Origin of the sequence: Prochlorococcus sp. MIT 1201 (genome assembly GCF_047303415.1) — a bacterium.
GTDB classification, from domain to species: Bacteria; Cyanobacteriota; Cyanobacteriia; order PCC-6307; family Cyanobiaceae; genus Prochlorococcus; species Prochlorococcus marinus_D.
The window spans coordinates 15,776-32,946 of sequence record NZ_CP138947.1; the positions used below are offsets into that span (position 1 = coordinate 15,776).

At 53.9% G+C, this 17,171-nt stretch carries 19 protein-coding genes; 8 read left to right on the forward strand and 11 right to left on the reverse strand.

The genetic code is table 11. The annotated features are described in order from the left end of the window. Positions 1 to 203 precede the first annotated feature (203 nt). The gene (locus tag SIB41_RS00085) at positions 204 to 1,391 is read left to right on the forward strand and encodes a trypsin-like peptidase domain-containing protein (protein ID WP_413359446.1); all 1,188 of its coding nucleotides are present in this window, start codon (positions 204 to 206) and stop codon (positions 1,389 to 1,391) included. Positions 1,392 to 1,516: 125 nt separating this feature from the next. Here the strand turns inward: SIB41_RS00085 and SIB41_RS00090 are convergent, their stop codons facing one another. Both SIB41_RS00090 and SIB41_RS00095 read right to left on the reverse strand, forming a co-directional pair. Beyond that, on the reverse strand, positions 1,517 to 1,705 hold the full coding sequence (locus tag SIB41_RS00090; RefSeq protein WP_063414238.1) for a hypothetical protein: 189 nt from the start codon (positions 1,703 to 1,705) through the stop codon (positions 1,517 to 1,519). Positions 1,706 to 1,821: 116 nt separating this feature from the next. After that, on the reverse strand, positions 1,822 to 3,546 hold the full coding sequence (locus SIB41_RS00095) for an ATP-binding cassette domain-containing protein (RefSeq protein ID WP_413359448.1): 1,725 nt from the start codon (positions 3,544 to 3,546) through the stop codon (positions 1,822 to 1,824). A 79-nt stretch (positions 3,547 to 3,625) separates the two neighbouring features. Between SIB41_RS00095 and SIB41_RS00100 the strand changes: the two genes are divergently transcribed. After that, positions 3,626 to 3,820, forward strand: coding sequence for a hypothetical protein (locus tag SIB41_RS00100; protein ID WP_063397222.1), 195 nt, complete (start codon positions 3,626 to 3,628; stop codon positions 3,818 to 3,820). Here the strand turns inward: SIB41_RS00100 and SIB41_RS00105 are convergent. Both SIB41_RS00105 and SIB41_RS00110 read right to left on the reverse strand, forming a co-directional pair. Next, complete coding sequence (locus SIB41_RS00105) at positions 3,798 to 4,028, reverse strand: hypothetical protein (RefSeq protein ID WP_063418956.1); 231 nt, start codon at positions 4,026 to 4,028, stop codon at positions 3,798 to 3,800. The two genes, SIB41_RS00100 and SIB41_RS00105, sit on opposite strands and share 23 nt — an antisense overlap. 61 nt (positions 4,029 to 4,089) lie before the next feature. Then, positions 4,090 to 4,449, reverse strand: a complete 360-nt coding sequence (locus tag SIB41_RS00110) for a hypothetical protein (RefSeq protein ID WP_413359451.1) — start codon at positions 4,447 to 4,449, stop codon at positions 4,090 to 4,092. 208 nt (positions 4,450 to 4,657) lie between these two features. On the opposite strand from SIB41_RS00110, the gene SIB41_RS00115 reads away from it, so the two are divergent. Then, positions 4,658 to 4,957, forward strand: coding sequence for a ribbon-helix-helix domain-containing protein (locus tag SIB41_RS00115; protein ID WP_011130998.1), 300 nt, complete (start codon positions 4,658 to 4,660; stop codon positions 4,955 to 4,957). Positions 4,958 to 4,999: 42 nt separating this feature from the next. Here the strand turns inward: SIB41_RS00115 and SIB41_RS00120 are convergent, their stop codons facing one another. The 6 genes from SIB41_RS00120 to SIB41_RS00145 form a co-directional block, all read right to left on the reverse strand. Beyond that, positions 5,000 to 6,139, reverse strand: coding sequence for an anhydro-N-acetylmuramic acid kinase (locus SIB41_RS00120; protein ID WP_063418951.1), 1,140 nt, complete (start codon positions 6,137 to 6,139; stop codon positions 5,000 to 5,002). A 5-nt stretch (positions 6,140 to 6,144) separates the two neighbouring features. Then, the gene (locus SIB41_RS00125) at positions 6,145 to 6,849 is read right to left on the reverse strand and encodes a potassium channel family protein (protein WP_063397225.1); all 705 of its coding nucleotides are present in this window, start codon (positions 6,847 to 6,849) and stop codon (positions 6,145 to 6,147) included. Positions 6,850 to 6,873: 24 nt separating this feature from the next. Beyond that, a complete protein-coding gene (locus SIB41_RS00130; RefSeq protein ID WP_413359454.1) occupies positions 6,874 to 8,277 on the reverse strand; it encodes a TrkH family potassium uptake protein in 1,404 nt (467 codons plus the stop codon). A 105-nt stretch (positions 8,278 to 8,382) separates the two neighbouring features. Further along, positions 8,383 to 10,203: an SLC13 family permease gene (locus SIB41_RS00135; RefSeq protein ID WP_413359457.1), complete on the reverse strand. Its 1,821-nt coding sequence runs from the start codon at positions 10,201 to 10,203 to the stop codon at positions 8,383 to 8,385. Between the two features lie 2 nt (positions 10,204 to 10,205). Next, positions 10,206 to 11,882 (reverse strand): GTPase HflX, encoded by a 1,677-nt coding sequence (hflX, locus tag SIB41_RS00140; RefSeq protein WP_413359459.1) that lies wholly within the window; start codon positions 11,880 to 11,882, stop codon positions 10,206 to 10,208. Beyond that, on the reverse strand, positions 11,879 to 13,048 hold the full coding sequence (locus tag SIB41_RS00145; RefSeq protein ID WP_413359462.1) for an NAD(P)/FAD-dependent oxidoreductase: 1,170 nt from the start codon (positions 13,046 to 13,048) through the stop codon (positions 11,879 to 11,881). Before SIB41_RS00145 ends, hflX begins: the two co-directional genes overlap by 4 nt. A gap of 72 nt (positions 13,049 to 13,120) precedes the next feature. Here SIB41_RS00145 and SIB41_RS00150 point away from each other — a divergent pair, with 72 nt between their 5' ends. Continuing rightward, positions 13,121 to 13,921: a phosphoadenylyl-sulfate reductase gene (locus SIB41_RS00150; protein ID WP_413359464.1), complete on the forward strand. Its 801-nt coding sequence runs from the start codon at positions 13,121 to 13,123 to the stop codon at positions 13,919 to 13,921. Next, positions 13,879 to 14,634, forward strand: a complete 756-nt coding sequence (locus SIB41_RS00155; protein ID WP_413359467.1) for a type III pantothenate kinase — start codon at positions 13,879 to 13,881, stop codon at positions 14,632 to 14,634. Before SIB41_RS00150 ends, SIB41_RS00155 begins: the two co-directional genes overlap by 43 nt. Here the strand turns inward: SIB41_RS00155 and bcp are convergent. Beyond that, positions 14,612 to 15,079: a thioredoxin-dependent thiol peroxidase gene (bcp, locus tag SIB41_RS00160; RefSeq protein WP_413359469.1), complete on the reverse strand. Its 468-nt coding sequence runs from the start codon at positions 15,077 to 15,079 to the stop codon at positions 14,612 to 14,614. The genes SIB41_RS00155 and bcp overlap by 23 nt on opposite strands. 2 nt (positions 15,080 to 15,081) lie before the next feature. Here bcp and SIB41_RS00165 point away from each other — a divergent pair, with 2 nt between their 5' ends. From SIB41_RS00165 to SIB41_RS00175, 3 genes are all read left to right on the forward strand, one after another. After that, on the forward strand, positions 15,082 to 15,735 hold the full coding sequence (locus tag SIB41_RS00165) for a 4'-phosphopantetheinyl transferase family protein (protein ID WP_413359472.1): 654 nt from the start codon (positions 15,082 to 15,084) through the stop codon (positions 15,733 to 15,735). A gap of 29 nt (positions 15,736 to 15,764) precedes the next feature. Continuing rightward, complete coding sequence (locus tag SIB41_RS00170) at positions 15,765 to 16,259, forward strand: thymidylate synthase (RefSeq protein ID WP_413359474.1); 495 nt, start codon at positions 15,765 to 15,767, stop codon at positions 16,257 to 16,259. A gap of 199 nt (positions 16,260 to 16,458) precedes the next feature. Further along, positions 16,459 to 17,112 carry a protein phosphatase gene (locus SIB41_RS00175; RefSeq protein ID WP_236065932.1) on the forward strand — a complete coding sequence of 218 codons (654 nt, stop codon included), beginning with the start codon at positions 16,459 to 16,461 and terminating at the stop codon, positions 17,110 to 17,112. Positions 17,113 to 17,171: the final 59 nt, after the last annotated feature.

Sequence of the window (17,171 nt, forward strand, 5' to 3'; positions counted from 1 at the left end):
ACTCAGGCAAAGGGCTGGTTAGCGCCCAGGATTTGTTGCAACAGTTCATTCAGTTTGGAGCTTGTTGAACTGTTCCGTGGGGGAATGAAGCTTCATGAAGACGAGCTCAGGCGTATTTGGTCACAGCTCTGTCAAGGATTGACACTGTTGTTTGAGAGAGCTCTGTCTACGGTCAAAGTCATCAATTGATTGTCTTTTGGCCAATGTCTGCGTTGCTTGAGGAATCCTCCGCAGAGTTGCGGTTATCCAGCCAATCTTCAGGTTTGAGCAGGGTTTTCCTTGGTGGTCTTCTGCTTGGCACTGGATTGGTTTGTCTGCCTGTGTTGTCGGGGCTTTCCCCTCAACCGCTGCAGGCGGCATCAGCCGCGACAGCCTTGTCCAGGCAGTCGTTTGTAGCGGATGCGGTGGCTCGCAGCGGCCCTGCTGTGGTGACTCTTGAGACGAGTCGGAAGGTCCGTTCTATGGGCATGGCTGGTCTGCCTCAGGGACTGTTAGCAGACCCGCTGTTCCAACATTTCTTTGGTTTGCCTGGCAGGGTCGTTCCCCGCGCGCGGATAGAACGAGGGCAGGGAAGTGGTGTGATTTTTTCGGCGGAAGGATTGGTTCTCACCAATGCTCATGTCGTGGAGAAGACCGATCAGCTGATGGTGGGATTGCCAGATGGTCGAAGGGTGCCTGGGCGACTGGTTGGTCAGGACACGATTACGGATCTGGCTGTAGTGCAGTTGGATGACTCTGGGCCTTGGCCCACAGCTCCATTGGGAGACTCGGACCAACTTCGGGTCGGGGATTGGGCCATAGCCGTTGGCAACCCCTTTGGCCTTGAAAATACGGTGACGTTGGGGATCGTCAGCAACCTCAACCGCAACGTCTCTCAGCTAGGGATCTCTGGCAAGCGGTTGGATTTGATTCAGACCGATGCTGCTATTAATCCAGGCAACTCAGGAGGACCGCTTTTGGATTCTGAGGGAAATGTGGTGGGTATTAATACACTCGTTCGCTCTGGACCAGGAGCTGGGCTGGGTTTTGCTATTCCTATTAATCGGGCTAGGACCATCGCCCAGCAGCTGGTGGAGCGAGGACGGGCCAGTCATCCGATGGTGGGTGTAGGTCTCTCGCCGGTGCCATCTGCTCGTTCTGGGGAAGCCAACTCTCCTGGTGCTGTGATTCGTTCCGTGGTGCCGGGTGGGCCTGCAGCGCGTGCAGGGTTGAAGGTTGATGATGTGATCGTTTCGGTGGAAGGGTTACCGATTGATGGGCCTGCTGAGGTCGTGAGCGCGATTGATCGTCATGGAGTTGGGCGACCAATCACTTTTGGATTAATCCGGGGCGACAGTCGGATTGAGCTGGCGGTTACACCAGTGGAGCTGACGGCGATGCAGGCACCTTGACCCTGTTGTTATGTGCACTACTCCCGACTAGTCCAGTCTCAGGCTCTACAAAAGGATCTAAGACATGTTCAGCCCATGAGCGGGTAGTGATGCAATCTCATTTTGCGGCTGGGGCTAGAAGCTATTCATTCGTCAGTGTCTCGTAACTGCTCCACGCAACGGGTGATGCATTCACCGTCATCCAGCGAGCAGGTGGTGATGCATTCGAAGTAGGTCTCAACGGCATCCCAAGTTTGCTCGTGCTCATGGTTTGCGTCGCTAGTCGAGTTGGAGATATGAAGGTCTTCGGCACGTTGGGTAGGGACGCTTGTCATCAAGTACACATGGCTGTGAAGTCAGCTTATGCACATATTTGCTGTGCTCAAAGGAAAATGAGTCTTCCTGCCTAACCTTCTTTAAAGTTTTTTTGCCAAACGGATAGATTTTGGGTTTAAGCCGCGCCTTTTTTTCTGGCTTGACGCTTTCTTTGGCGATCGCGATTGGCTAAGCGCTTGACTTCTTTTTCTGCCAGGGCCAATGCTGCCGCGGCTGCGGCTTGTTCCTCTGATTTTTTTCCCTGAAAATAAGCGTAGTTGCCTCGGTAAAGGATCAGTTCGCCATCGCGTAATTCCACGATGCGATTGGCTACACGGGAAATGAAGTAGCGATCATGAGAGACCAGCAGGGCGGCGCCTTCGTAAGCCTGCAGTGCGTCCTCCAGCATCTGTTTGGCAGGGATGTCGAGGTGGTTTGTTGGTTCGTCGAGGACCAGCAAATTGCAGGGTTTGACCAGCATTAGGGCTAGGGCTAAGCGAGCCTTTTCTCCACCACTGAGATTTTCGACGTTTTTGAAAACAGCATCATTACTCAAGCAGAAACTGCCGAGTAGAGAGCGCACCTGGGTTTGGGTCCAGTCCGGGACGGCTTCAAACATTGTGTCGATGACGGTTTTCTGCAGGTCCAGAGCTTCTGCTTGGTTCTGTTCGAAATAGCCAGCTATCACGTTGTGTTCTCCGAGGGAAGCCCTGCCGTCATCGGCAGCTTCCAAGCCCATGATCAGACGCAGCAGAGTGGATTTGCCTGCGCCGTTGGGGCCTATGAAAGCAATCCGATCGCCTGGTTCCACCTCCAGATGGGCGCCGAGGAAGAGAATCTTGTCTCCGTAGCTGTGGCTGAGGTCTTCGATCACAGCCACCTGTCGGCCGGATCGTGGAGCGTCTGGGAAGCGAAAGCTGGGGCCGCTGACACTCTTCACTGGAGCTTCGATTCGCTCTACTTTCTCGAGGAGTTTCTCTCGACTTTTGGCTTGGGTGCTGCGCGTGGCACTTGCCCTGAATCGATCGACATAGGCCTGTTGGGCGGCGAGATCTTTCTGCTGGCGTTCAAACGCAGCTTGAGTTGCTTCCTCTTCGAGTGCCTTCTGCTCAAGATGTGCTGTGTAGTTACCGAGATAGGTGCGCGAAATGCCTCTCTCAGTAATCACGATTTGGGTACAGATCCGATCGAGGAACGTCCGGTCGTGGCTGATCACAACCATGGCGGCGGTCTGTTTGAGCAGATAGTCCTCCAACCACTGGATGGTGTCTAGGTCCAGATGGTTTGTGGGCTCGTCGAGTAGGAGCAGATCAGGATCTTGAAGAAGGATCTTGCCGAGAGCAATTCGCATTTGCCATCCCCCGGAATAGTCCCCTACCCGTTGATCGGCCCCATCTGATGTGAAATGGAGTGTTGGCAGTAGTTTTTCGATTCGAGCCTCAAGCTCATAGCCGTGTAGGGCTTCAAAGCAATTCTGTAAACGGCTTAGGTCTTTGATCAGGCTGTCGAGAAAAAAGCTGTCTTCTGCAGCCCGCTTTGTAGCCATGGCGGTTTCTACGAGCCGCTGTTGATGGACAACGGCAGCGGCCTCGCCAAAGGCTTGAAAGAGCTCTTCTCGCACTGTGCGGCAGGGATCAACATCAAACTCTTGTTGTAAGTAGGCGATGCGTGGGTTCCCCTGGCGCACAATCTGGCCACTGCTGGCTTCTTCGAGTCCCGCGATTAATTTGAGCTGTGTGGATTTGCCAGCCCCATTGACTCCTACCAGTCCGATGCGGTCTCCGGGCTTGATTTCCCAGGTGACATCCTTGAGGACTTCATGCGTGGGGTAGACCTTGTTGACGTGCTCAAGTCGCAGCACCGAGGGAAAGCAACCGCAAGAACATCATCCCGCTTCGTATACGGGCAGACTGGAGGATATCCATTCCGGATCACCGGCCATGGTGAAATTCGAACAAATTACTGCTGTTGTGCTTGCTGCTGGCCTAGCGATCCCTAGTTATTGGTTTTTTTGGAGTTTGGCAGGGGGTGGCGGTTACGACCGTCGAGGCATGCAAAACGTCAATCCCGCACAAGTAGAAGAAAGTCGCTCGCGTGAATTAGATCCTGGCCTTAAAGCCCCCCCCGGGCCTTGATGAGCCATTGCTTGGTGTCAGAGTCATCGAGGCTGGCCAAGTGCGCTTTTACTTCGTCAAGCGTGACAGGGAGTCCCATGCTGTGCCCCAGATCGCAGATTGCCTTCAAGGCTCCCTGAGGATCTTGGAGTGCCTGGCGAAATAGGGCTTTGGTGTGTCCAGGATCGTTCTGAATACGTTCGTAGAGCACTGCAGCGTTGCTGCTCATAAGAAGGGAAGTGTCTGTTGCAACTGTATTCAGCCTGAAGTGATTTGACCTGATTCTTGGTTCATGCTGCTTGCTCTACATCAACTTCTGTCATGCCTGTTGCTGATGCGTCTTTCATGCTGCGGGCATCCATGCAGAGGACTTTGCGCAGTTGGGCGAAATTTTTGGCCTGGTATTCGCGTCCGTCCTGAGCGGCGCCGTATTCCGCCCTTTGCAAGACTTGATGGAGATGTGTGAGCAGATAGCTGCTAATTACAGCTGATACCAGCACGTCGCTATTTTCTTGGCTTCGGCTTAAACGCCGACCCTTGCTTGATTTGATACGGCTGTTTGGCTTGATAGGGCTGTTGGATTGGCTAGGGCTGTTGGCCTGTTGAGGTGGATTGAAGCGATTTGAATTTGGAAGTGTGGGTTGGTCCATGGGGCAATCCTGATGTCTGGCTGTTAGTCGAATGAGAGGGGTACTTGAGTTTTAGGGCTGAAAAAGCATTGGGTATTTCGACGGGCCATGGAATTGTTGAACTGGGCCATCGGAATAGACCATTCCGAACTGTGGTCTCAGCATAGTGCTGGATACTATCCTTGCACACCTCTGTACACTTGTAAGTAGGACTTACTTTTTTAGGGTCGTGGCTACCCGTCAAACTTCATCCAGCGGGAAGCCCAAGTCTCCGAGAGTCCAGGTTGTATTGCCTGAAGAGCTTTGTGTGCGCCTCACAGCTCTTGCCGAGCTGGAGTCCCGCACCGTTAGCAATATGGCCAAAGTGCTTATTCAGCAGGGTATTCAGCGTTACGAGCAGGAGCAGAGTTCGGTCGTTTCAGCCCCATCGTTAGCGAGTACAGAAGGCTTTCGATCGGCTCTTGAAGCTCAACAGCCCAGGCGTTTAAGAGGCGCTCCGCGCCGTCTCCGCCTCTATCGTCCCTCTTGAGTTTGGTGGTCTTCGTAGTTCTTCAAAGAACTGCTTGGCCAATCAGGCTGGATCAGCCCTCACACCAAGAACTGCCGCACGCTTGGCCCCTGTTATGGCCGGAGCGTTGCCTGGGTGCTGGAGGCAATGCCACCAGGCCAGTAATGCAAAGGCAAGACCTTCTCGGGCTTCAGCGCTGAGGCCAAGCTCATCGCTATTTCGGAGTCGCATGCCACGGCAGCGTTGTCTTAGTTCGTTCATCAGCACAGGATTTCGGCTTCCTCCACCAGCAACAATGAGTTCCAGGGGACGAACCAGATTTCTAATGCGCAGATTGTCCAGATCCTGTGCCACAACGGCTGCGCTGAAAGCGGTCAATGTGGCGACACGATTGGCCCTCGACAGCTTGGGGAGTTCCTTTAGGCGCTGCTCTAGATCGGCAAGCCCAAACTGCTCTCGGCCTGTTGATTTGGGAGGAGGGAGTTGGAAGAAGGCTTCCTTCAGCCAGCGTTCGATCGTGGTCGTATGCGGATGCCCACTGGCAGCGATGATTCCATCATGATCAAGGGCAAGCTTGCCTTTGCTGATTTGTTGTACAGCAAGATCTATCAGGCTGTTGGCTGGGCCGCAATCCCAGCCCATAACTGAAGCAAGGCGATCCGGACCGCTGCGGGGAGGAATCAGGGTGAGATTGGCAATCCCTCCAAGATTGAGCACCCCACGCCAGCCCCCTACTCGACCTAGCAGTGCGGCATCAGCCATAGGTACCAAAGGTGCTCCCTGGCCTCCTAGTGCCAGGTCTGCGGCTCGGAAGTCGTGAACAACAGGGCGCTTGAGTAGTTCAGCCAGTAGAGGGGCTTGCAGGATTTGCCAGCTGGCGCCGCGATGATTCTTCTGAGGAGGACGATGCCAAACAGTCTGACCATGCGAACCTACGAGCTCAGCTTGTGCGCTGGGGTCACACGCCAGAGCTGCTTGAGCATGAACCTCGGTGATGGACTCAGATAGCTCGAGCCATTCACAGCTATTGAGTCTGATGCCTTGTCCTGCGTTGACAACTGTTTGGCGAAGATCCTCTGGGTAGGGGATGCAGGCAAGATTGAGTAGAGACCATTTTGGTTCAGATGGTGAACCACTGAACTCAGCGAGTACTGCATCAACACCATCAGCACTGGTGCCGCTCATCAGCCCCAGTACGCGCATTGAAGTCAGGTTTTGGGAAGTTTCTTGAGGTCGTCAACCAATCCCATGACGACAAGCACATGCTCTTTTTCGAGCACATACGTTGCGGGAGGGTTGACGTGCAGTCCCTTGGTTGGGCCAGCTGCCAGAACGTTTACCAGGTAGTTCTTGCGGAGGTTGAGGTCTCGTAGGGAATGTCCAACAAACAGATCGGGAACCTTGATTTCTTCGATGCAGGTTTGGTCATCAAGTTGCAAGCGTTCCATCAGGTTGGGCCGCACTAATTCAAGACCTAGCCGCTCCCCCTGCATCCTCGAGGGGAACACCACCCGATCAGCGCCAACCCGCTTCAACATCTTTTCGTGTAGGTCACTGGTGGCTCGGGCAATCACCTGTTGCACTTTGCTGCCCTCGCTGTCCTTGGCGATCAGCGTGGTTGTGATGCTTGCTTCGATTGGTTCGCTGATGCCCACGACAACAGTGCCCATTTCGAGCACACCTGCTTCTCGCATCGATTCCTCGTCAGTGCAGTCCACAACTCTTGCTTCGATCGACGGCTCCAGTTGTCGCAGTTCTTCGATAGACCGTTCTGAACGGTCAACCGCCAGCACGTCTGCACCGTTTTGCATGAGTTCACGACAGACGGCGCTCCCGAAGCGCCCTACTCCCACTACCGCAAAGCCAAGCTGAGGGGTGCCTTGTTGGGGTGACCAGTTCCACCACTCTTTCATTGTGTTTTCTCAGCAAACCAAAGTTCAGACATAAAGATCTTCTCGCGGATAGCCGATGCGATTTTGACGATGGAGCCGATCTTTGTTGACGGCTTCCCAGATTGCGCTGAGTAGCAGAAGGATGCCGAGTCGTCCCACAAACATGCCGACGATCAGCACGAGTTGTCCGAAATGACTCAAATTCTGGGTGACGCCAACATCGAACCCCACAGTGGCAAAGGCTGAAATGCATGTGAATAACATTTCTAGAAAGGTGAAGGCTTGCTCTCCATTCAGGCTGCTGGACATACCCAGTAATAAGGCCATCACAAGCACGAAAAGCAGTGATGCCACTGTGATTCCGACGGCTTTCAAGACCACCTTGTCGGAAATCTGACGATTACGGATGACGACATCGTTCTGGCCACGCAGGGTTGAACGGGTGGCGGCCATTAAGGCGGCCAGGGTGGTGGTTTTGATGCCACCGCCAGTACCTCCGGGACTAGCTCCAATGAACATCAGCGCCATTAGCAGAAGTAGCCCTGAATCGGAAATGCTCTCGAGAGAGAGGTTCACGGTGGTAAATCCAGCGGTTCTGGCACTGATAGAGCCGAATAGCGAGCTCATCAGTCGATCAGACCAACCGATGCTTGAGAGGAAGTGGTCTTGGCTTAGTGATTCAGTTATCACTAGCCCCACGGTTCCGATCAGGATCAGGATCAGGGATGTGCGAATGACCAGACGGGTATGCAGGCTGAGGTTGCGGCGTGTTAGCCGTTTGCGATTGCTCCAGAGATCACTGGTGACTCTCCATCCCAGTCCACCAAGAACGATCAGGACGATGATCACGCTATTGACTACCGCATTGCTGCGGTAGTGCTCCAGGCTGTCAGACCAGAGGCCGAAGCCGGCGTTGTTGTAGGCAGAGATGCTGTGAAAAAGTGCAGCCCACAGTCGCTCTCCATGGTTGGTGATGTCATTGAAGCCAAAGATGTAGAGCACGATCGCGCCAATCAGGATCAGCACTGTTGCGGTGAGGGCAATGCCTCGAAAAGTCGTGCCTACGCCGCCAACCCCGAATTCATCGAGGGTTTTGCCTCGATCAAGCCTGCATCTCAGTTCAGTTCCGCGAACCACAAAACCTTGTAAGAAGGTGGTGATAGCCATCAGCCCAAGGCCACCTGCAAGGATCATCGCTGCAAGAACCCCCTGGCCGACGTTGGTTAGATCTTGACCGATATCAATAATGCAAAGTCCAGTCACGGTCACTGCTGAGGTCGCCGTGAACAATGCTTCCCACAATCCCACCTTGGCGTTGGAGCAGACCGGAGTGGCGAGAAGCAGAGTCCCAGCGATGATCACCAGTAAACCTGTGACCACAGTGAATTGAGGAACCGTTAGCCGACGGTACAAATCCTGAGTGCGATGGACGGATTTAGGAAATGGCACCGATGGGTTCCCGCTTTATCGCGACGAGAGTTAAAGGTTGTCCTGAGGATTCTCCCCAGACGGATAGAACCAGATTCTGCAAATGCTGGCACAGTTCTGCTGTATTCAAGATCCGCCGAAATGCCAAAGGATTAGCCCAGGAATCATCACGGTCATCAGGGCCGTTAGGCCAGCTCCGTAACGGGTGACATCCAGAAATCGATAACGCCCAGGACCGAACACCATCAGGTTTGTCTGATGCCCCATTGGTGTCAGAAAAGACTGGCTTGCACCAAATAGCACGGTGAAGACCAGTGCATTGGGTAGAAGGTCTAGTCCAGGTGCGAGTTGGATGGCCACTGGGACAAGTAGTGCAACGGATGCGGCTGGGCTCATCACCTGGGTGAGGAGCGTGGTGGCCAGAAAGATGACTAGTAAAGCTAAGTAGTTGGACCAGTCATTCAGCAAGGTTTCAAAGCTGCTTGCCAGAGCATCTGCCAGGCCGGTTTTCTGCATTGCCACGCTGAAGCTGGAGAGCGACCCCAGCAGCAGAATCACATCGAGACGAATTGATCGCTGAAGTTCCCCTGGACGAAGGCATCCTCCTGCCACCATCGCTACTGCAGCAAGGAGGACCGCTGCCACCAGTGGCAGGGCAGTCACTGTCGGCATGATCAGCATGGCCAAAGCAATGGCGATCGTCAGTGGTTTGCGGCGCACTGTGGGCAGGTCGTTTTCCAGCTGATCAAGGACCAGCAAATCATTGCTGGCTTGCAGGCCGCGAATGGAGTCCAGTGGGGCTTGCAGCAGCAAGACATCGCCTTCGCGTAGTACAGCTTGTCCAAGACGCTCTTGCACTGTTTGCTGACCACGCCTGAGAGCAAGAATTGTGGCGTTGTGGCGTTGTCGAAATCGCAGTTCACGCAGACTTGCACCAGCCAAAGTTGAGCCTGCCGGTAGGAGGACTTCCACAGTTCTTTGCCCTTCGCCTAGGCCAGATGGGAACAGTGAGGACGGAACGATCGATTCTCTGGTTGCTAGCTGTACGTTGTGTTCTTGTTGGAGACGTAGTAGGTCTGCGCGGGTGACCCTGAGAAGCAGTCGGTCGCCAGGTTCAAGTCTGCGATCAGCCAGGGGCGGTAGGAGTCGTTCTCGACCTCTTTGCAGTTCCAGTACGTCTACATCAAAACGACGTTGTAAACGACTGTTGTGCAGGGATTGTCCTACCAGTTGCGAGTTCTGAGGGATGGTGACCTCTGTGAAGTAACCGGTCTGGTCTTTGTTGTCTCCTAGTTCATCGCTGTTGCTGCCACGGTCTGGCAACAGGGCCTGAGGGGCAAGCATGAGATAGGTGGTTCCGGCGAGCCAGATCGGCACGCCGATGGCTGTGAAGCTGAACAGTTCTAGAGATCCATTGCCCAGTTGCTCGCTGATGTCACTGACCAGCAGATTCACTGAACTCCCCAGCAGTGTGAGTGTGCTGCCGAAAAGCGCTGCGAATGATAGTGGCAGCAGGACTTTAGACGGAGAGATCCGGCGTCGATGACACCAGGCTTCGATGACAGGTAGCAACGAGGCGACGACGGGTGTGTTTGGGAGGACACTCGAAATGGGAGCGACCACTAGGCCTAACAAGGCAATCAACCGGCGTGGGCTGCGAATGCGCTCGGATGCGATTAGTTCGCGCACGCGATCCAGAGCACCACTGCGGAATAAGGCTGCAGAGACGGCGAACAGGCCCATTAGCGTAATCAGTGCAGGCCTGCCAAATCCAGCCAGGGCTTGTTGGGGAGTTAGGACACCTGTGGCCATCAGCAGTGCCATGCTCAGCAGGCCAGTGAGTTCAGGTGCAAGGGCACCGCTGATGAAGAGCACCACCGCCAGCAACAACACCGCCAGGGTGATGAGGGCTTGGGGGTTTTGAATAGCGGTGCTCAGCACAGCCATAGTTAGTTATTTACAGAATGCAGAGGGGCCGATTCTGCTCTGTGACCCCAGAATTGGTTCTTCAGCCAGTGTTTGAGTCCTTGCAGCCCGGCACCTGAGGCCGCGGAGAGATAAATCACCTTCGGGTCGATGCTGCGGATTGTCTCAAGTGCACTGCTATCACAGCGATCAATTTGATTGGCTATCACCTGCCGGATTGATTCGGCGCCAAGGGAATTAAGCAACTGCTGCACTGTGTCAAGTTGGGCTTGCCAGTCTGTGTCTGACAAGTCCACAACCACTAGGAGTAGATCGGCTTCAAGCGTTTCCTCCAGAGTGGCCCGAAAGGCTTCCACTAATGGCGCTGGCAGTTCACGGATGAAGCCCACAGTGTCTGTGATTAGAAGCTCAAGGGGTTTTCCACCTGTCTGAGGAATCAACAATCGTCGGGTGGTTGGATCCAAGGTTGCAAACAGTTTGTTCTCTGCCAGCACTTTGCTGTGCTCGTTTCGACTGCAGAGAGCATTGAGTAGGGATGATTTCCCCGCATTGGTATATCCCACGAGTGCAATCCTTGGCAGACCTTCCCTGCGGTTGCGTAGTCGGGCGCGATGGTTTTGCAGTTGCCTTACCTCACGTAACAAGTGCTCAATGCGTCGTGTAATTGCACGCCGATCTTTCTCGAGTTGGGTCTCGCCGGGCCCGCGTGTGCCGATGCCACCTCCCTGACGGGATAGGCTTCGACCTCGCCCCATCAGCCTTGGCATGCGATAGCGAAGTTGGGCTAGTTCCACTTGCAGGCGTCCTGCTGCACTAGAGGCGCGCTGGGCAAAGATGTCTAGGATTAATTCACTGCGATCCATGACAGGGCAGTCGAGATATCGCTCCAGATTCCTGACTTGAACAGGACTGAGTTCACGGTCTGTGATCACTAGAGAAGCGTTATGTCGCCGAACTTCTAAGGCGGTCTCTTGTAGTTTCCCCTTGCCCCAGAGGGTCTGAGGATTAGGCGCCCCCTGTTTTTGTCGCACAACTGCGACAGGGTGCCCCCCTGCACTGCGCACCAACCCCTCGAGCTCAGCAAGGTCGCGTTCGCTGCGGCTTTGCTCTGGTCCCGTAAGGGTAAGGAGTAGCACCCGTTCCCTACTGTCCTTTGACCGTAGGGGGTTGACTTCTGGCTTGGCGGGTGATCCTTGGCTGTGTTGGCAGAGCTCGCTTAGTTCGTTGGCTTCAATCAAGCTCCATCCCGAGATCTCCTTTGGATCTGGTTGCCAGAGGGCAGCAATCCTGCGACCTCCTCGATCGGCTGTGGGGGCAAAACGTAGCCAGGAGTTCGGTGCTAGATCAAGTGCCACGATTGCATCATGTTGTTCGGGCCTGAGGTTGTTTCGCTGGAGTGTTAGAGAGCAGCTGATTAAGCGCCATCCAGCGGTCTTGCGACGGGGTGACTCAGGAAGATGGGCGAGAAGTTGGCCGGATCCATCGAGAGGACCGACCCAAAGAAGGCGGCACAATCCACGGCTATCCAGCACTAAATGGAGTGGTTGGCATAGCTCAATCACCTTTTCAGCTAGCCGTTCAAGGGTTAGCTGATCGGCGCCTTCCCTTTCGGGATGCCGGCGGTGGCTGAGGCGTTCTAATTGTCTTTGTTGTGAAGGACGTAGTCCCTTGGTGCGGCCAGCGAGGTGGGCTTGTTTCAATGTCCGAGCAGCCAGGCCCCGCCTGAGCGCAGGCCTAGAGACAATCCAGGTAGTTTTGTTAGATAGGCACCCCGGCGAATTTGGAAAGCCAGAGGACCTGCAAGTGTGAAACCCATGCCGGTGAGGGAGGCTTCTCCTACTCCCAGGCTGAGCATTTCGCCAAAATCCTTAAATTCAAAAGGCTGGAGAGGACTGCTTGCTCGTAGTGCCATCACGTTTCGAGCCGCGATCTCCCCTTGTTGAAGTGCGACCTGGGCTGTGGACGGCCATGAGTGGTCTTTGTTGTAAGTGGCATCGCCAAGGCCAAGCACATCACTGAGGCCGATCACTTGTAGGCACGAATCGATAGGCAATTTTGCTTCGGTAAGGACAACGTCGGGGCTGAGTGCTGGGATGACTGGTCTTGTGCCGGCTGTCCAAACAAGACCACTGTGCGTTATTGCTGAACTTATGGCAGGTTCTTTTTGTTTGCTTAGGAGTTCAACCTGGTCTGTCGAGATGGCTCGAACTTGCGTGCGCAAATGAACGTGAACACCACGTTCGCTGAGTGCTCGCTCTGCTTGTTCTTGGTTGAAGGCTTTTGCACTGGGCAGAACCCTTTCGCCAAGCTCAATGAGGTGGAGTTCAGCAGCACCGTCAAGGAGATCTGCCAGCTTGCAGGCCAGTTCCACGCCAGTTGGTCCCGCTCCAACAATCACAAGGTCCTGACGAGGGTTTTTGCGTAATAGAAGTTCTTTAATTCGTTGTCGCAGCACGTCAACGTCGTTTAGACGGTGAAACATCAGGGCGTGTTTACGGACCCCGGGAATGTCGAAATCTGTTGGAGCTGAGCCAGTGCTGAGTACCAGTTGTGCGTAGTTGAGCTTGAGCCCTGAGCTGGTGGTGACCGTTTTCGCTTTGGTGTCGATGCTTTCAACCCGGTCTTCGAGAAGGGCAATACCGCGTTGACTGAGTAGAGAGTGATAAGGAGGTGCGACTTCCCAAGCCTGAAGCTCTCCACTCAAGAGTTCGTAAAGCAAGGGGAGAAAGACGAACCGCTGGCGCGGTTCAATCAGCACGATGGGGGGGCGAGGTTGGCAGTGGCTGAGAGCGAGCGCGGTCGTTAGCCCTGCAAATCCGCCGCCGACAACCACCACGGCATTGGCGTTTGACGGGTTGGGGATCATGCGCGATGAGCCTGGGATGATTCTCGAACCTTAAACACTCTGTTGTGGACGGCGACATTGGAGAATGGGGAGATGACTGATGGCTCCATTGATACGGTTACCACTGCCACGTCTACTGCGGCAGGCCAATTTCCGAGTGTGCAGGTTGCCTCGACTCTCGAGATGCCTCTGGAGGATGCACGGATACACCTTGCCAATCTTTCTGCCCAGAAACGTCTTGAGTGGGCACTGAAGCAGTTTGGTCAAGGCTTTGTTCTGACAACGAGCTTTGGCATTCAATCAGCTGTTCTGCTGCACATGCTCCATAGTCTTGATGGTGGTTCGCTGGTCCCTGTGGTCTGGGTGGATACGGGCTATCTACCAGCTGAGACCTATTTCTATGCCGATCAGCTCACGCGTCAGCTTGGCTTGGATTTAAAGGTGGCTCAAAGCTCAATGTCTCCAGCTCGGATGGAGGCTATCTATGGCCGGCTCTGGGAGACAGGCTCGGTGAAGGATCTGGAGACATATCACCGTATTCGCAAGGTGGAGCCCCTCGAACAGGCTCTGGATGATCTCCATGTGCATTGCTGGGCCAGTGGGGTGCGCAGTGATCAGACCGACTATCGGCGCTCAATGGCTTTTTTGGACGTGATTCGTGATCGCCTTTCATTGAGGCCTTTACTCGACTGGACTCCCAAGCAGGTTTTCTATTACATGCAGGAGCATCAGTTGCCGCAGCATCCTCTGTTTGAAAAGGGTTACTCCACGGTCGGCGATTTACATTCCAGTGCTCCCGATGGGGGGGAGGCGTCTGGACGGGAGACACGCTTTGGAGGTCTTAAGCAGGAATGCGGCCTTCATCTCCCAGGTGTGTTGGGCGAAGGCATCTAAAGGTGGAGGTTGTTAGGCATTGCCTATTGATTGGCAACAGTCGCTGGCATTGGGCCGAGTATCAGGCTGATGCATGGCAGTTTTGCCATAGCGTTCCCAATCCGCTCAAGCTTCAAACGCTTGAGGCCCCTCTTGTGGCATGGGCTGCTGTTGGTCCGATCCCTGCGGGAGTTGTCTTGGATCCGAACCGGCGCTTGGGGTTGGGGGATGTGCCCTTAACCCGAATGCCTGTATGGCTCGGCATTGATCGAGCATTGGCGGCCTGGGGCGCGTTGAGAAGAGCTCACACCAGCGGGATGTCGTCTTCAGGCTTGCTTGTGGCCGATGCCGGAACAGTGTTGAGCTTGACGCGAGTGACGGCCGCTGGTGATTTCGCTGGTGGACAGTTGCTGCCGGGTTTACGTCTGCAGCTACGTGCCATGGCGCAGGGGACCCAAGGTTTGATTGATCCAGGCATTGGCTCAGTTAGTGCTGAACCATTTCCTTTCGCCACGGCCGAGGCCATGCGTCGGGGCAGCCTTCAGGCACTGCTTGGCACTCTTCTAGAGGCTCAGCGTGAGGCGGCACTACCTCTTTGGTTATGTGGAGGTGATGCCTCGGTTCTTAAGGAAGCACTAATTCAGAGGGGTCTTGATGTGGTGCATCATCCGAATCTTGTCTTGGAGGGGATGGTTGACGTGCACGATCGGATTAGTCGAGCCCCAAGTCTTTGAGGATTTGATCGGCCATGGTTGCGGCTTTCACCTTTAGATAAATCAGTTCCAGGTTGCCCTTTGGATCGACGACAAAGCTATGGCGCATCATGCCCATGTATTCGCGTCCCATGAATTTTTTGAGCCCATAGCTTTCGTAGGAGCTGGCCACTGGGCAGGGTTCCGTGTCGCTAAGAAGGGTGAAAGGAATCTGATACTTGTTGATGAATTTGGTGTGGGATGTAGCACCGTCTTTGCTGATACCAAGCACCTTGATGTCATTGGCCACGAAGCGTTCCCATTGGTCTCGGAAATTGCAGGCTTCCTTCGTGCAGCCAGGGGTGTCGTCCTTCGGATAGAAGTAGATCACCACCCGTTGACCTCTTAGTGATGCCAGCTGAACGAGGGTGCCGTCTTGATTGGGGAGATTGAAATCTGGTGCTGGATCACCAATCTGCAGGGTCATTGATGCCGCTTCAACTCAATAGCAGAAGCGTACTGGCGTTGTGGTTATTCCCGATGCAGGCTCCCTTGATGCCGATCAGTACGGAGGAGGAGCAATGGGCTGGGCGATTGTCTGCGGGGCGTTCAAGGCAGTTCAGACAGTCTCGTGGCTATGTACGTCATGCCCTGGCTGATCTGTGGCAAGTGTCTGCACTTGAGATTCCATTGCAGGCCCCTCCAGGCAAACCTCCAGAGCTGGCAAATGGCTGGGGATACATCAGCTTCAGTCACTGTCAAGATGCACTGCTGATGGGTTGGTCGCCTCAACGGCTCGGGGTGGATTTGGAGCGCAGTGACCGTCCTATTGCTGCGGAGTTGCTTGCACGTCGTTATTTCTGTGCTGACGATCAGGCAGCTCTCTGCCATCTGAGGGGTGCGGCTTTGCGGGATGCCGTGCTTGAGCAATGGCTAAGTAAAGAAGCAGCGATTAAATGGCAGCGGGGCAGCCTGGCGGCGGATCTGATTCATTGGCGTTGTGGTGTCGACTCTGCGTTTGCTGTTCATGAGGTGTTGGGGCATCAGGTCGATGTGCATCGAATTCATCACAACATTTGGAGCATGGCGGTGGTGAGTGATTTAAGTGCGATGTCTAATGCCCCAATGCTCTGCTTAGTTTGAGGTTCATTGTTGAGACGCTCATGCTCGGCATGCTGAGCCTGCAGAAAGCCCCATCGCTTGTAGCCGCAGTCCTTTTGGCAGTGATGGGTTTGTTGGGGATGCAACAGGAGCAGGGGCTCATGGTTTCTGGAACTTGGTCGAGCGGTGAAGATGTGACGTCTCGTTTGTCGGAGCGGGAAGCCATTCTCAACCTGCGCAGCGAGGCCGAAGCGTTGTTGTTGTCTTTCACCCGAGCTCAGATGACACGTTTCTATTGGGGTGAGTTTGCCTCGTCGTTGGATGAGCTGGGTCTGACTGTCGGAGAACCTCTCGTCGCACATGTGCAACGATCAAAAAACTTCACCATGTTGTGGTTGGCTCCACAACATGGTGAAGAAGCCTACTTAGCCATTGTTCGTCGTAACAGCAGCGGCACGAGGCTCGAGAGACTTCTTTGTAGAGGCAATGTTTCCAGGTTGAAGAAACCTTTTTTGGGTAGTTGCCCAGATGGATGGAGTGTATTTTTGCCTTTAAACAACATCTGAATGTTGCGATCTCCATTTATTCAGCCCTTGTGTTGATTATATGAAGAGAGATTCTTGATCTCTAAGCATGAGGCATGGAAATTGGGGTTCTTATCTTAGCTGTTTACAAAAGTATGAGTTTGGGAATTGATAAGGCGATTGTGTTGGCGAATCTATCTTTAGCAGCTAGTTTAGATTGGATACCTATTCACAATCGTCCGTGTTCACTCGTCTTGCCGCCGGTTTGCTTGCCGGCGCTTCATTATCGGTCCTAGCGATGCCAGCTCAGGCAGAAACTAATGCCCCCGTACGCTGGAACTCAGGAGGTGCCGTTTGGACTACTACCTCCAATGATTTTGAAACTTTCTTGAGCACTGGTGAGACTAATCTTGATCGGGCTCTTGACCAAGGAATTGACCGCTCAGGTTGGTCTGCTGATGAAATTCAGCAGGGTATGACTAAAACCTATGACGTCGAAGTCATTGACGTCACTCGCTTCCTCTACTCCGATGATGGAGTTGTCTTCCTTAAGAATCAGACGAAGAGCTATTTTCCATATTGGAAAATGACTGATACGGCTGTGCAGGGATTGCGTGCCGCAATCATTGCTGATTCCGCTGATGGCAGTATTTCTTCAGCTGGAATTATGGCCAATTTGCCAGTTTCCTTCCGTCTGGCTGACACCTGTGGCACTTTTGATGGTAGCCAGAATGTTTGTGCAGATGGCAAGTGTCAGGGCGACGCTCAATGCACCTCCCTATTGTCTTGGTATGTCTTCTTGCCTGCATGTGTTCAGGCCAACCAACTTGCACCTAGATGGATTTATGGGGGTAAGACATCAATTCCTATGGGTGGTGAGACTACTTTCTACTAACTAAAAAATGCCTTCTTCAAGGTCTTTGGTTAGGCTTTTTTGAGCATATTTTTCAAGCC